This is a genomic window from Bradyrhizobium sp. ORS 86 (assembly GCF_045571475.1).
Taxonomy (GTDB): Bacteria; Pseudomonadota; Alphaproteobacteria; order Rhizobiales; family Xanthobacteraceae; genus Bradyrhizobium.
The window spans coordinates 4,097,449-4,108,713 of the sequence record NZ_CP120699.1 but is presented as its reverse complement, the minus strand read 5'-3'; the positions used below and the strand labels follow the sequence as shown (position 1 = coordinate 4,108,713).

Annotated in this window: 20 protein-coding genes and 1 pseudogene; 6 read left to right on the top strand and 15 right to left on the bottom strand. The window is 64.2% G+C overall.

What is annotated here, in order from left to right; translation table 11 throughout:
- The first annotated feature begins 5 nt into the window (after positions 1 to 5).
- Positions 6 to 737 (top strand): tRNA-uridine aminocarboxypropyltransferase, encoded by a 732-nt coding sequence (locus P6U25_RS19120; protein ID WP_407146309.1) that lies wholly within the window; start codon positions 6 to 8, stop codon positions 735 to 737.
- Between the two features lie 181 nt (positions 738 to 918).
- Here the strand turns inward: P6U25_RS19120 and P6U25_RS19115 are convergent, their stop codons facing one another.
- The 14 genes from P6U25_RS19115 to P6U25_RS19050 form a co-directional block, all read right to left on the bottom strand.
- On the bottom strand, positions 919 to 2,256 hold the full coding sequence (locus P6U25_RS19115; protein ID WP_407146308.1) for a hypothetical protein: 1,338 nt from the start codon (positions 2,254 to 2,256) through the stop codon (positions 919 to 921).
- Positions 2,253 to 2,507: a hypothetical protein gene (locus tag P6U25_RS19110; RefSeq protein ID WP_407146307.1), complete on the bottom strand. Its 255-nt coding sequence runs from the start codon at positions 2,505 to 2,507 to the stop codon at positions 2,253 to 2,255. Before P6U25_RS19110 ends, P6U25_RS19115 begins: the two co-directional genes overlap by 4 nt.
- A 137-nt stretch (positions 2,508 to 2,644) precedes the next feature.
- Entirely contained in the window at positions 2,645 to 2,926 is a 282-nt protein-coding gene (locus P6U25_RS19105; RefSeq protein ID WP_407146306.1) for a hypothetical protein, read from the bottom strand.
- Positions 2,927 to 2,997: 71 nt separating this feature from the next.
- Positions 2,998 to 3,324, bottom strand: a complete 327-nt coding sequence (locus P6U25_RS19100) for a hypothetical protein (RefSeq protein ID WP_407146305.1) — start codon at positions 3,322 to 3,324, stop codon at positions 2,998 to 3,000.
- 149 nt (positions 3,325 to 3,473) lie between these two features.
- Positions 3,474 to 3,917: a hypothetical protein gene (locus P6U25_RS19095; RefSeq protein ID WP_407146304.1), complete on the bottom strand. Its 444-nt coding sequence runs from the start codon at positions 3,915 to 3,917 to the stop codon at positions 3,474 to 3,476.
- The gene (locus tag P6U25_RS19090) at positions 3,914 to 4,180 is read right to left on the bottom strand and encodes a hypothetical protein (RefSeq protein WP_407146303.1); all 267 of its coding nucleotides are present in this window, start codon (positions 4,178 to 4,180) and stop codon (positions 3,914 to 3,916) included. The genes P6U25_RS19095 and P6U25_RS19090 overlap by 4 nt, the downstream gene beginning before the upstream one ends.
- On the bottom strand, positions 4,177 to 4,542 hold the full coding sequence (locus tag P6U25_RS19085) for a hypothetical protein (protein ID WP_407146302.1): 366 nt from the start codon (positions 4,540 to 4,542) through the stop codon (positions 4,177 to 4,179). Before P6U25_RS19085 ends, P6U25_RS19090 begins: the two co-directional genes overlap by 4 nt.
- Entirely contained in the window at positions 4,539 to 4,790 is a 252-nt protein-coding gene (locus P6U25_RS19080) for a hypothetical protein (RefSeq protein WP_407146301.1), read from the bottom strand. The genes P6U25_RS19085 and P6U25_RS19080 overlap by 4 nt, the downstream gene beginning before the upstream one ends.
- Positions 4,787 to 5,014, bottom strand: coding sequence for a hypothetical protein (locus P6U25_RS19075; RefSeq protein ID WP_407146300.1), 228 nt, complete (start codon positions 5,012 to 5,014; stop codon positions 4,787 to 4,789). Before P6U25_RS19075 ends, P6U25_RS19080 begins: the two co-directional genes overlap by 4 nt.
- An 80-nt stretch (positions 5,015 to 5,094) precedes the next feature.
- Positions 5,095 to 6,624: an AAA family ATPase gene (locus P6U25_RS19070; RefSeq protein WP_407146299.1), complete on the bottom strand. Its 1,530-nt coding sequence runs from the start codon at positions 6,622 to 6,624 to the stop codon at positions 5,095 to 5,097.
- Positions 6,617 to 6,892, bottom strand: a complete 276-nt coding sequence (locus P6U25_RS19065; protein ID WP_407146298.1) for a hypothetical protein — start codon at positions 6,890 to 6,892, stop codon at positions 6,617 to 6,619. The genes P6U25_RS19070 and P6U25_RS19065 overlap by 8 nt, the downstream gene beginning before the upstream one ends.
- On the bottom strand, positions 6,892 to 7,257 hold the full coding sequence (locus tag P6U25_RS19060; RefSeq protein ID WP_407146297.1) for a hypothetical protein: 366 nt from the start codon (positions 7,255 to 7,257) through the stop codon (positions 6,892 to 6,894). Before P6U25_RS19060 ends, P6U25_RS19065 begins: the two co-directional genes overlap by 1 nt.
- Positions 7,258 to 7,337: 80 nt before the next feature.
- The gene (locus tag P6U25_RS19055) at positions 7,338 to 7,730 is read right to left on the bottom strand and encodes a hypothetical protein (RefSeq protein WP_407146296.1); all 393 of its coding nucleotides are present in this window, start codon (positions 7,728 to 7,730) and stop codon (positions 7,338 to 7,340) included.
- Between the two features lie 10 nt (positions 7,731 to 7,740).
- A complete protein-coding gene (locus P6U25_RS19050) occupies positions 7,741 to 8,088 on the bottom strand; it encodes a helix-turn-helix domain-containing protein (RefSeq protein WP_407146295.1) in 348 nt (115 codons plus the stop codon).
- Between the two features lie 85 nt (positions 8,089 to 8,173).
- Here P6U25_RS19050 and P6U25_RS19045 point away from each other — a divergent pair, with 85 nt between their 5' ends.
- A complete protein-coding gene (locus tag P6U25_RS19045) occupies positions 8,174 to 8,416 on the top strand; it encodes a YdaS family helix-turn-helix protein (protein ID WP_407146294.1) in 243 nt (80 codons plus the stop codon).
- On the opposite strand, the pseudogene P6U25_RS19040 reads toward P6U25_RS19045, so the two are convergent.
- Positions 8,403 to 9,600: pseudogene (locus tag P6U25_RS19040) on the bottom strand (IS256 family transposase). The gene P6U25_RS19045 and the pseudogene P6U25_RS19040 overlap by 14 nt on opposite strands.
- Before the next feature lie 616 nt (positions 9,601 to 10,216).
- On the opposite strand from P6U25_RS19040, the gene P6U25_RS19035 reads away from it, so the two are divergent.
- Genes P6U25_RS19035 through P6U25_RS19020 form a run of 4 tightly spaced genes read left to right on the top strand, consistent with a single transcriptional unit; the run spans position 10,217 to position 11,126 of the window.
- Complete coding sequence (locus P6U25_RS19035) at positions 10,217 to 10,474, top strand: hypothetical protein (protein WP_407146293.1); 258 nt, start codon at positions 10,217 to 10,219, stop codon at positions 10,472 to 10,474.
- A 33-nt stretch (positions 10,475 to 10,507) separates the two neighbouring features.
- Positions 10,508 to 10,786 carry a hypothetical protein gene (locus tag P6U25_RS19030; protein WP_407146292.1) on the top strand — a complete coding sequence of 93 codons (279 nt, stop codon included), beginning with the start codon at positions 10,508 to 10,510 and terminating at the stop codon, positions 10,784 to 10,786.
- A gap of 17 nt (positions 10,787 to 10,803) precedes the next feature.
- Positions 10,804 to 11,001: a hypothetical protein gene (locus tag P6U25_RS19025; RefSeq protein ID WP_407146291.1), complete on the top strand. Its 198-nt coding sequence runs from the start codon at positions 10,804 to 10,806 to the stop codon at positions 10,999 to 11,001.
- Positions 10,998 to 11,126, top strand: coding sequence for a hypothetical protein (locus P6U25_RS19020; protein WP_407146290.1), 129 nt, complete (start codon positions 10,998 to 11,000; stop codon positions 11,124 to 11,126). Before P6U25_RS19025 ends, P6U25_RS19020 begins: the two co-directional genes overlap by 4 nt.
- Positions 11,127 to 11,265 lie beyond the last annotated feature (139 nt).

Genomic DNA, 11,265 nt, shown 5'->3' with positions numbered 1-11,265 from the left:
AACCCATGTCGGAACCGACGGACTCACAGACCGATATTGCGCTCGGGACGCTCGCGGAATGCCCGCATTGCGGCAAGCCGCTGCCACTGTGTATCTGCGACAGTGTCACGCCGATCGCGAGCCGGATCCAGCTTCTGATCCTGCAGCATCCGCAGGAGCAGGACAGGGTGCTCGGCACGGCGCGGCTAACCGCGCGACATTTCAAGAACGCCGTCGTCCGGATCGGGCTCTCCTGGCCAAGCTTGTCGAAGGCACTCGGTCGGCCGGTGGCTGACCCGTCACGCTGGGCGGTGCTCTATCTCGGCTCGGCCAGGGCCGAGGACCTCGATACCGATGCCGAGATCGTCGCCATCAACCGCAAGGGGGAACTGGAGCCGGATCAGCGCGGCGTCCTCGCCGACATCGAGGGCATCGTGCTGCTCGACGGCACCTGGAGCCAGGCCAAGGCCTTGTGGTGGCGCAATGCCTGGATGCTGAAATGCCAGCGCGTGATTCTCGGACCGAAGCGGCCCTCGCGGTATGGCCAACTGCGCCGGGAACCGCGGCGCGACGGCCTATCCACGATCGAGGCGGCGGCAATGCTGCTGGCCGGATTGGAGAAGCGGCCGGACATTGCCGTGGCCCTGATCGCCAGTTTCGAGCGAATGTTGGCGAGATTCCGCGAGGTGCAGGCGAACATACCGGAATTGGCGCCAAAACCAAAGAAGCGGGACTATCGCAGGCGGAGGCGAGGCTAGCGCCTGGTGACGAAAGGACCGCCGCGATTGCGGTCCGGCTCGGTTGCCTATCGGACTGAGGCCGTATATGAGTGCGGCACGTGGGGCCACGTGGCGGAGTGGTTACGCAACGGTCTGCAAAGCAATAGGATAATGCTGGCAGATCAATGCACTTTCCGAAAATTGACCGGTTTTGGCAGGTCTATTGACCGCTGAATCCGCTGCGGAATTTTCCAGTTTCGGAATTCTCCGCCGCCGGCTCATCGGCCGCGGCCTCCATCGCGATCCTGTGCGCATGCCTCTTCCGCGTCGCCGCCAGCGCGCGTTTCTCGGTCCGTTTGGCATAGCCCTCATAGGCCTTCGACTTGTGGCCAGAGAGAGCGCGGCCCTGGCCGTCGGTCAGCTCGGCCTCCTCGAGCTCGGTCATGCCGCCATGTCGGCAGGCGTCGAGCGTGAATGTGTCGGGCAGGCCGAGCAGTTCGCGAAGCTTGCGCACGTGGCGGTCCATGGTGTGGATCGTGAAGGGCGTCGCGACATGCTTTGCCGTCCGGCCGGACTTCATAATCAGGCCAGTGCCGAGCTTGGGCAGGTGGCTCAGGACCTGCTCGGCCTCCTCGTAGAACAGCACGCGCTCGCCCTCGATCGTCTCCTCGAGCGGATGCAACACCATCTCGCCTGTCTTGTGGTGCTCGATCCTGATCTGGCTGGCGTGATCCTTGCCGCGGTAGCCTGTCCAGGTCACATAACCCGCCAGCACGTTCTCTGGCCGCTGCAGCCACTCAAAGCAGATGACGGCTGCCGCCGCCGGCTGCACCTGGCCGGCCGCGATCGCGCCCCAGGCGAAGGCGTAGACCTGCTCGCGCGTCGCTGCAGGCTTGGTGGCGTGCTTGCGGCGTCGCATCGCAACGCCTTCCCAGGGATTCCAGACCGGCACCTCGTCGGTCGCCTGCGCGCCCTGGATGAACAGCGCCGGGTGTAGCCGATGCACGACGCGCCAGGCACGCCGGCACAGCACCACGGCCTTTTCGGCTGTGCGCGGCCGCTCGGTCTTGCCCTTGCGGGACGGCGTTTCACGGATCTTCGCATAGAGCTTGTCGGCGACGACCGGCGTGATGTTGACCACCATGGTGTCGCCGATCCGGACTCCGGATTTTCGGGTCATGTCGGCAATCAGGTCCATGGTGTTTTCATAGTCGCCGGCAGTGCGGACGGAGACGCGCTCCTTCCAGTCGTTCGACGCCTTGTAGGTCTTGAACAGCCAGTCGACCGTGCCGACCCTGACCTCGGTCTTGGGCTTTGGCGGCTCGCCCAGTCGCATCCGGTCCCAATCGTCGAACAGGCCGTTCAGAATGGCGGCCTTCCCGCCAGCACCGTCGGGTCCGCATGCGGCCTCATAGTCGGCGCCGAGGGCGCAATCGTGCTCCTTGTGCAGGGTGCAGCCGAGCTTTTTGTAATAGGTTGGGATCGCCCAATAATACCTTGTGACGCCAGCGCTTTCCTTCGTGCGGACAAAGCGCGGCAGCGGGCGGGTGAGGGTCACAAATCCGCCTCGACGTCCGCCGCCGTTTCGTTTGCGCAAGGCTGGTCGGTCCGGGCGATCGCCCGGTCCAGCTCCGCCGTCAGCCATATCTGGCGCCGTCCCTTCTTGATCGCGGGGGGCGGGTAGGTTCCCGCCTTCACCTGGCGCAAGAAAGACTCAACCGAGACCTCACCGCAATAGCCTGCGGCCATCGCGGCCGGCTGCCGCGGGGGATAAACGCCGGGAACTGTGGCGGCCGGACGATGGGTCATCGCTCCTCGTCCTCGGTCTCGATATCCGCCCGCACCCGGGTCGCGATCAGCGCGGCCTCGAAGGCGAGCGGGAGCAGAGCGATCACAAAGATCAGTTTGGGAAGCATGCTGTGCCTGCGCAAATTTGCGCAGCCTCTCTACTTCATCAACGCCCGCGAGCCGATCGCGTGGACATGCGCCCTGGTGCACATCTCGGCCGGCGAGCCACACCCCGACAGCACCATCTCCGGCTGGTAGCGCTTGGCGCCGATCGGCGGCGTCGGGTCGACGAAGGTGCCGAACGTGGCGTGCTCGAGGCCTCGCCGCGCGGCGCGGGCCAGCGCCAACAGGAACAGCCGGTTGGTCTGGATCGCGTGCTCGCGCTTGCGCTGGGCGGTCGAGGGGCGTTGCTTGGAAAGGTCGGGGTGCAGCGGTTTCATGGTGATGCTCCTGTACGATTTAAGTATGGGGACAATTGCCGGGGTCACCCGCGGGCGCTCCGGTCTGGTTATTAGGCGGTGGAATCCGCGGTTGTGCGCGGCATCTTGTTGATGAAGACGTGCTCAACGACCGTGGAATCGTCGCGAAAGTCGTCGATCGAGACCAGGAGCCGCGCATTGTCCGCGTCTCTTGCTGTTGCATATCGTTGAGCTCGCCACGGGTCCGGCGACCAACCCGGACGACAACCGCGGCTCGTGGCATAGAGTCCGCGACGTTGGATCAGCCAGTGCGTCTCGCGCTCGGGAATATCTCCCCGACCCAAATCTGATGGCGCCTTCCCGAACTGATTAGGCGGAAGCGCACCTTCGAGATCGGCAAAGGGAATGTCGAGCCACACGGCGCCAAACGCACCGGACCATTCTTGCTGCAGACGGCCGACCTTGAGGTCCCATGATCGTAGCATCCTAAGGCGTCCGGTTGGCCTCGCATCGGGCCCGACCGCTTTGGCGGCCAAATGGAGATCTTCGCGTGCGTCGGCTGGACCCATCATCGGCCTCTCTCTGCAATAGTGGTGATAACAATCGCCCGCATCGCGACGAGGTCGCCGGCCTGCGCGTAGAGCCGCTCGGCCGTGATCAGCGGATTGATGCCGAGCGCGTGCCAGAACGCCTGCTCGCTGCCCTGGTGCTGCGCATCACGCGACAGGCGGTGACAGCCGGCGCACAGCGGCAGCGCCCATTTATCCTCGGGCTTTTTCTGCAGGCCGCTAGCCTTCCCGAAGGCGGCCGACGCGAAACGAACATGCGCCGCCTCCGAGGGCTCCATGCCGCACTTCAAACACGGGCAGCACCGCACCAGAGCGAGATATTGCGGATCGCGCCCATCGCCCTGCTCATGGCGCCTTGTCCGGGGCTGGACTTGGTCAAAGCGCTTGAGCAGGGCTCCGGGGCGTGAGGGCGGGGCGATGCGCTGGGGGCGGGTGATGGTCATGCCGATCCCCATGCTTCTGCGAGGTCCGCGAGGAGAGCCGCGATCGCGGCCGGCTTGGCATCTTCGAGGCGTGAATACTTCCGCTCTAGAATACGTCCATCGCCCATCACGATGCAGTATGGCCGCAGGGCTGTCGGATGCTGTTGAGCTTCGATCCAGACGCCGGTCGGGATTCCGCTGATCAGCAATTCTTGGTCTGATCGGCAGACGTTGGGATGGTGGCGCCAGCTAAAGCCGTTGATGTCCTCGCGGAGGCGGGTCATAGCGGCGTCGCCCCGGTGCGGATGCTATGCAGCAGGTCACGGGCCTCGCGCATCGCCTTGTCGAGATCATAAATCGCGCCGCAAGTGGTCTTGGGCAGTTGCGCACCCAGTTCACGCGGATGCGGCTGGAACGGCCCATCGGGGCGATTTTCCCCGTTCCATCCGGCAACGATTCCGCGCACGGAATCGAGTGCAGTCGCGTAGGCCATCTCATGCAGAAGGTCGCGCGCCTTGTTGACGATCGCCCGCAGGCGATCGATCTCGCCGAACAGGTCGAGGCCGTTGCGGTTGCTGACCGGTCCGCCCTCGGCGATATGAACCCGCAAGATGTCGAGATAGTCGCGGCGCAGCGGTTCGCTCATGGCACCCTCGACATCTGCGCCGCGACGAGCTCCTGCTGCGCGACCTGGCGGGCCTCTCCGACCAGCGCCATGACGTCGTAGGACGGATAGCCTGCGGTCATCAGCACGCGGATCGCGTCGCGCTCGCAGGAAAACGCGTTGTGCTCGGCGAGATCCTTCGCCATGCGGCGGATCACTTCTTCGCGTCGCGTCGCCTGGTCCATCAAGGGGCCGTCGAGAAAGCGGAACAGCGAGATCGGCCGCGTCATCCGAAGATCCTCGCGCAGTGGACGCAGACCACGTGCCCGCAGGAGGCGGTCATCTGGTGCGGGCCGGAGCGGTTGACGGGGCAGCATTCGATGCCGAACGGGTCGGAGGCCTCGGCCTCGAGGCGGGCGATCTCGGCGAGCGGGATCAGACGCTGTAGCGCGCGGGCGGTCTGGGCGCGCAGCGCGGTTGCAGCGTCCGGCTGAATCTGGCGGTGGAAGCCCATGGCTGAAAAGGTCCTGGTTGCGAATGAGGAAGAAGGTGCGGGCGGCAGCCGCGCTACCAGCCGCCGCCCGCGTTCCGCCCTTACCCGGCGGCCGCCGCCAGCCGTTCCGGCAGGGCGTCATCCAGGACGGCCGCCGCGGCCGTCCCGAGCTTGGTCGTCGTCGCCTTCGAATGGTCGGGGATGTCGTCAGCGAGCGGCGGAACAACGTCGGCAGCGATCGCGCTCGCATAGCGCGACGGTCTGCCTTCCAATTCCATGTGCAGGCTGTCGAACCCGGCGCGCAGGTCGGACAGGCTCATGGCCTCTTCCATCTCGACCCAGCCCGCGTTGAAGTGCTTCTTCATCAGCGCCACGCGGCGCTGCTTCTCGGCTGCGGTTTGCCCCGGGATATGGGTAATGAAGAGGTTCTGCACCTCGTCCAGCACGATGCGCTTCTGGGTCGGATTCCAGTCCTTCTTGTCGGTCGCGATGATGTGCTCGGAGGTCCGGCTCGTGTCGACGCCGAGGTGACGGCCGCCAAGGTTGAGCCGGCCGATGTGTGGCGAGAAGGCCGTCCAGGTCTGGCGCACCAGCGTCTCAAGCGGCAACTGATCGCCATTGTCGGTGTGACCATGGAAGGTGAAGGTCTTGCCGTCGATCAGGGTCGAGCGATCCTTCACGACATGGGCCTCGCGCCATGTCTGCGTGACGGCCTTGCCCTCGATCTTCTGGCAGAACTCCATCTGGACCAACAGCGAGGGCTCGAAGCCGAACTCGCCTTCGGCCTTCATCTTCATGCCGGTCTTCTGCAACTGCTTGGTGCCGTCGTCTTCCTCGAAATAGTCGTATTCGAAGCCGGCGCGGCCGCACACGATCATGTGCAGCGGAGAGTTGATGAAGCGGTCGGTGAACTTGGCCCATTCGCCCTTGAGATAAGCCCAGTCCTGGAACTGCAGGCGATAGGTCGTCCGCTTCAATTCCTTGGCGCGCTTCGTCTGATAGCTGTCGCACAACTCCTTCCAGAAGTGCGTCGCGGAATCGATCAGCAGGAACGAGCATTCGCGGCTGGCTTCGTCGATCACCTCGAGGAGGTCGGCGAACGCACGGGACTTCCTGGTGGCCAGTGCAATGCCGGCCTGCTTGAAGTCCGGCAGCACCCAGTCCGAGCCGGTCTCGGTATCGAGAAACGCGCCGGGCTTGTCGGCGCCCGGCAAATTGAGCTTGCGCAGATGCTGGACCAGGCCGATCGCGGTCAGCGTGGCGGTCTTGGTCTTGCCGGAACCCTGAAAGCCCATGAAGCCGGCTTTCAGGAAGGCGGATGTAGGCTCTGCGGGACGCAGTAAACGTAGGTTGGACATGGTTGGAGTGCTCCTCGGTGACGCGACCTCGGCGGCGGTCGCAGCCGTAGTTTCTGAGACGGTCGCCACGGGCCGCGCGGGCTCCGGGCGGACCGGCTCGGAAGGGATGACGGGCTCGGGCTTGGCGGCCGCACGCCTGGTGCGGCGCGGCGTCTCTCCGCGGGCCTTCTTCTCGAAATCGGCGATATTGGCGATGCCGTGCTCGACGGCTTCATCACGCAGGCGCGCAGCGAGCTGCTCGGCGAGGCGATTGTGATCTGTGTTGTCACGCATGTGCTGCCTCCATTCGCAAGGCGAGGAGCGGAGCGAGGTCGCGAACTTCCACGGCGGCAATTTCGGCCCAGTGGGCGCCGGTCTCCGCCCTTCCGATCAAAGTCGCGAGCGTCGCTTCGACGCTTTCGATTTCGTCCTCGATCTCGCAATAAGGGTCGAGCGTGTCGCCGCGGCACACGTGGCAGAAGAAACCTTCAGTGCCGCATTGCGCGGTACCGGAAGAGCCGGGGCGAAACTTGTTGCAGATATCGCAGTTGCCGAGGGCCATCACACGCCCTCCTCATCGGAGGCGAACGGCGCGGTCTCGGTCGCATAGGTGGCGTTGCCGTCGACGGCGCCGAGGAAGGCGCCGGTGAACAGCCGCAGGTCGACGGTGCGGTTGGCGTTGTCGGCGACCTCGGTGCCGATCGCAAACAGCCACTCGTCGAAGATGTTGGCGGCTTCGCGGATGTGATCGGCGAGCGCAGAGAATTCGAGCGGGCGGGTGCGCAGCGACAGTTCGCGCGGCACCTCGATGTCGACCAGGCGCTTGATCAGCGCCGAGCGGGCGACCTCGAACGGGTTGCGGGACGGCGAATTGCTGGAGGCGGGAACAGCAAGGACGGCGGGGGAGGTTTCGGTGGCGGCGAACATGGGCGGCTCCATGTGGTGAGAATGGAGCCACTCTACCGAGAATTAGGTAGAAGTCAACTTAAAAATAAGTAGCCACAAAATTATGGGTAGGGTTTGAAGCTCGGCAGGTCCAGCGCTGCGTTGATCAGGTAGGTTCCCGCTGCGAGCGAGGGATCCTTCGTGAAGCTGTAATTGATGGTGCCGCGCCGGGCGCTGTTGAGAATGACGACGCCGGTGCATTCGACCTTGCTGTCGCTCACAAAGAGGCTCTTCGCGTCGGTCAAGGCGACGACAGTGAGCGATGATGACTTGGCTGCCGGGCTGTTTTCGATCGCCTTTTTGGCATCATCCACGCCATGGGAGGAATCGCATGCGGGCAGGGCGGCTTGATGCTCGAGCCCGGCGACCAGGCTGTCGGAGGCACCCGAAAAATAAAACGCCCCTCCAAGGCCAAGGAGGAGCGTCAAACCTGCGAAAGCGAGGTCGTTTCTCACGGGTGTATGCCTAGGCAGCCCTTGTGCCGGTTTCGCCCTTGAGGCGTCGCAACAGATTGAAGGCTTCTTCGAGCTTACTCTGATCGAGTGATTCGATCTCGGCGTGAAGCTGTTCCTTGGTGATCGCGGGCAAAACCTCTTCCGGACCCTCTTCCCTGAGCAGCCACGCTTCCGTTGTCCACAACGCTGTTGCGGCCTCGTTCAGGTAGCGCGGTCGCTCGGCTTTGCCGGTCTCCCAGCCGCCGATGGTCTGCTGGGGAATGTTCAGCAGTTTCGCAAGCTTGGTCTGACTCAAGCCGCGCGCCTTCCGGCGCTTGCGGATGCGATTTCCGATGCCCTGGGAGGAGGTGTCGACCATGCCCGGAACCCTACCGAAAATTCGGTTATTGGTCTCCGACAGAGTTCTAGGTTGAAAATTACCTAAAAATGGGTAGGTTGATTCCATGACCGATGACGCACCGATTCCGAGCTGCCCGCGAGAGGCCTTGAAGCTTGCCTGCGAGCGCGCCGGGGGACAGGCCCCGCTGGCGGGACGGATCGGCACGACGCAGTCGCAGGTCTGGTACTGGCTAACCAAGTCCAAGAAGGGTGTCCCTGCCGAGTTTGATCGTGTCCCTGAGCGTGGTGTAACTGGCGGTGGGACACCGCGTTCGCCGGCAAGAGCCGGACTGGTCAGCTGGCGATAGCCGGGAGACTGACGGTTGGATCATCGCTCAACGGCGCGATGGTTTCCAGCGTCATGTAACGGGCGCGCTGGACGGCCCATTCATCATTCTGTTCGAGCAGGATCGCGCCGATGAGGCGGACGATGGCGTCCTCATTGGGGAAGATGCCGACGACCTCGGTCCGGCGCTTGATCTCGCCGTTGAGGCGCTCGATCGGGTTGGTCGAGTGCAGCTTGGTGCGGTGCTGCGGCGGGAACGTCATGTAGGCCAGCACATCGGTCTCGGCCTCGTCGAGGAAGCCGGCGAGCTTGGGTAGCTTGGGGCGGAGCTGATCGGCGACCTTTCGCCATTGCGCTCGTGCGGCTTCGGCATCGTCCTGGGCAAACGCAGTGGCGATGAAGGCGGAGACGACACGCCGTCCGCTTTTGCCGGCATGGGCCAGCGCGTTGCGCATGAAGTGCACGCGGCAACGCTGCCAACTGGCGTTGAGCACCTTGGCGACGGTCGCCTTGATGCCCTCGTGGGCGTCGGAGACGACCAGCTTGACGCCGCGCAGGCCGCGGCGGGCGAGCTTGCGCAGGAACGCCGTCCAGAATGTCTCGGCCTCCGAGGGACCAATGTCCATACCGAGAACTTCGCGCCGGCCATCGCTGTTGACGCCGACCGCGACGATCACCGCGACCGACACGATGCGCCCCTGCTGGCGCACCTTCACGTAGGTGGCGTCGATCCACAGATACGGCCAATCGCCCTCGATCGGGCGAGCGAGGAACGCCTTCACCTTGTCGTCGATCTCCGCGCACAGCCGCGAGACCTGGCTCTTGGAGATGCCGCTCATGCCCATCGCCTGCACCAGGTCGTCGACCGAGCGGGTGGAGACGCCCTGCACATAGGCTTCCTGCACCACGGCGGTGAGCGCCTTCTCGGCCATCCGGCGCGGCTCCAGAAAGCCGGGGAAGTAGGAACCCTTGCGCAGCTTGGGGATACGCAGCTCGACCGTGCCGGCGCGGGTCTCCCAGGTCCGGTCGCGGTAGCCGTTGCGCTGCGCCAGGCGCTCGGCTCTTCTCGCCATAGGCGGCCCCAGTCTGGCCTTCCACTTCCAGCTCCATCAGGCGCTGGGCGGCAAAGCCGATCATCTCGCGCAGCAGATCGGCATCAGGGGTCTTCTCCACGAGCGTGCGGAGGTTCATCATCTCATCGGTCATCGGTGGTTCCTCGAATCAGGTTGGTATCAGCAACCCGACCCTACCGGCGAACTGCCGGTGACCACCGCAAAGCCGCCCGCCCGCTACGGCGCCATGGGAGGGCGCGCGTGCGGACGGCTTTGCTCTACCGAGCTACACCACCAATGGGGACACGACCCCGAGTTTGTCTTGCCGATCGAACGGGAGACCGGGGTCTCGCGCGGTTCGCTTCGTCCAGACTTGTGGCCGGCCGACGGTTCCGCGGAGGCCCGGACATGACGACGCCGCTTCGGAAAATCGATCACAATAGTCATTCACTATCCCCGTTTGCTGCACGAGGATGTGCGCATTCTGTTCGCCTGCCGCACGTTCCATCCCCGCCTGAAAGGCAGGGATTACACACGCCGCGCGTGAGGCATGGCAATACATTTCTTCGTAGCAGTGCGCCGGAAAACTACTGGAACTCTCAACAAGTTGCCGAAAAGTTTTCGCGCTCACGCACCGATTACCGCCGTCAATGTCCCGATCTGGGCCGCGTGAACAGCCAGACGACGTTGCGCAGGAGCGCTTCAAGCTCGGCCGACATGGTGTCCTCGTTTTCGATTTCAGTGTCAGTTGCGTTGAGTGGAGCGGTTCCATGCAGGGAACATTGCAGAGGCGGGTCGATCGGGCCCGGCAAATCGAGCGCAGCATCCTGCAGGGGACTGCAACAATCTGCAGTGCTTCCTTATTCGGTAAGGCCTGCAAGGGGATGTGGCCGGTCAAAACCGCCGAGGAGCTTGCCGCCATCGTGGGCTGCTCGGTGCGCACCGCGGCCTACTACATCTCCGGCGAGCAGGAGCCGTCTGCACGCGCCATCCACGCCGTCAACGCGCTGTGGCTTTCCGAGAAATGATTTCGTTTCGACTGGCGTCCGGAGGGCGACCCGATGACCAAGCCCGTCACCAACATCGGCCGCCTTGCGCTCCGCCACGAAGGCGTGAACTGGAACGCCTATTACGCGATGCCCGACGCCATGGAGGGCGCGATCTTCTTGGGCTCGATCGCGATGCGCTTCGTGGTCGGTCATCCCGAGCGGCACCGCGCCTTCATGCAGATGATGCAGGAAGCGGTCGCCGACCTGATCGAGGAAGTAATCGGAAAACGGCCGGTCTGGCCGGACGGACCGAAGAGCGCGCCGCCGCACGAGCGCGCCGGACAGGCTTGAAGAAAGGGGAGGGATTCATGGGCACCGCTCTACTGACGACACCGCTTCCGCTGAGCCCGTTCGTCACCGATCCGGATCATCGCTTTGTGCTCGATGAGGAGGCCTTCATGGCCGCGGTCGAGCCGGCGCCGGTCTTCCTGTCGGCGCCGCGGCCGGAATTTTTGCGCGCCGCCGAGCTGATGCCGATCGTCGAGATCATCGCGAGGCGGTCATGAGGATCCTGGCCGACATCATCGTCGCATGGCTCGCGCTCAATGCGCTGGTGTTCGCCTGGCTCAATCATGGCCGCTATGTCCGCTGGCCTGATCTTAGGTTTCGCGAGGTGCGCCGACGGCACTAGGCCGCCAGTTCCTCGCTAGTCTGTATCTGTAGCGTCACCGCGTATCCCTGACATTCGACAAGCAGTCTCGCGCGCCCGGTCATTTCCGAGCGTGAGCCGTCTTGTCTTTAGCGTTCGCGCGCCTCGGCGATTTCCCAGG

Bases quoted from the DNA above. Each gene is read 5' to 3' on its own strand.
- P6U25_RS19120 (WP_407146309.1), top strand. From the start codon at position 6: ATGTCGGAACCGACGGACTCACAGACCGATATTGCGCTCGGGACGCTC.
- P6U25_RS19110 (WP_407146307.1), bottom strand. From the start codon at position 2,507: ATGACCCATCGTCCGGCCGCCACAGTTCCCGGCGTTTATCCCCCGCGG.
- P6U25_RS19105 (WP_407146306.1), bottom strand. From the start codon at position 2,926: ATGAAACCGCTGCACCCCGACCTTTCCAAGCAACGCCCCTCGACCGCC.
- P6U25_RS19095 (WP_407146304.1), bottom strand. From the start codon at position 3,917: ATGACCATCACCCGCCCCCAGCGCATCGCCCCGCCCTCACGCCCCGGA.
- P6U25_RS19090 (WP_407146303.1), bottom strand. From the start codon at position 4,180: ATGACCCGCCTCCGCGAGGACATCAACGGCTTTAGCTGGCGCCACCAT.
- P6U25_RS19085 (WP_407146302.1), bottom strand. From the start codon at position 4,542: ATGAGCGAACCGCTGCGCCGCGACTATCTCGACATCTTGCGGGTTCAT.
- P6U25_RS19080 (WP_407146301.1), bottom strand. From the start codon at position 4,790: ATGACGCGGCCGATCTCGCTGTTCCGCTTTCTCGACGGCCCCTTGATG.
- P6U25_RS19075 (WP_407146300.1), bottom strand. From the start codon at position 5,014: ATGGGCTTCCACCGCCAGATTCAGCCGGACGCTGCAACCGCGCTGCGC.
- P6U25_RS19070 (WP_407146299.1), bottom strand. From the start codon at position 6,624: ATGCGTGACAACACAGATCACAATCGCCTCGCCGAGCAGCTCGCTGCG.
- P6U25_RS19065 (WP_407146298.1), bottom strand. From the start codon at position 6,892: ATGGCCCTCGGCAACTGCGATATCTGCAACAAGTTTCGCCCCGGCTCT.
- P6U25_RS19060 (WP_407146297.1), bottom strand. From the start codon at position 7,257: ATGTTCGCCGCCACCGAAACCTCCCCCGCCGTCCTTGCTGTTCCCGCC.
- P6U25_RS19050 (WP_407146295.1), bottom strand. From the start codon at position 8,088: ATGGTCGACACCTCCTCCCAGGGCATCGGAAATCGCATCCGCAAGCGC.
- P6U25_RS19045 (WP_407146294.1), top strand. From the start codon at position 8,174: ATGACCGATGACGCACCGATTCCGAGCTGCCCGCGAGAGGCCTTGAAG.
- P6U25_RS19035 (WP_407146293.1), top strand. From the start codon at position 10,217: ATGCAGGGAACATTGCAGAGGCGGGTCGATCGGGCCCGGCAAATCGAG.
- P6U25_RS19030 (WP_407146292.1), top strand. From the start codon at position 10,508: ATGACCAAGCCCGTCACCAACATCGGCCGCCTTGCGCTCCGCCACGAA.
- P6U25_RS19025 (WP_407146291.1), top strand. From the start codon at position 10,804: ATGGGCACCGCTCTACTGACGACACCGCTTCCGCTGAGCCCGTTCGTC.
- P6U25_RS19020 (WP_407146290.1), top strand. From the start codon at position 10,998: ATGAGGATCCTGGCCGACATCATCGTCGCATGGCTCGCGCTCAATGCG.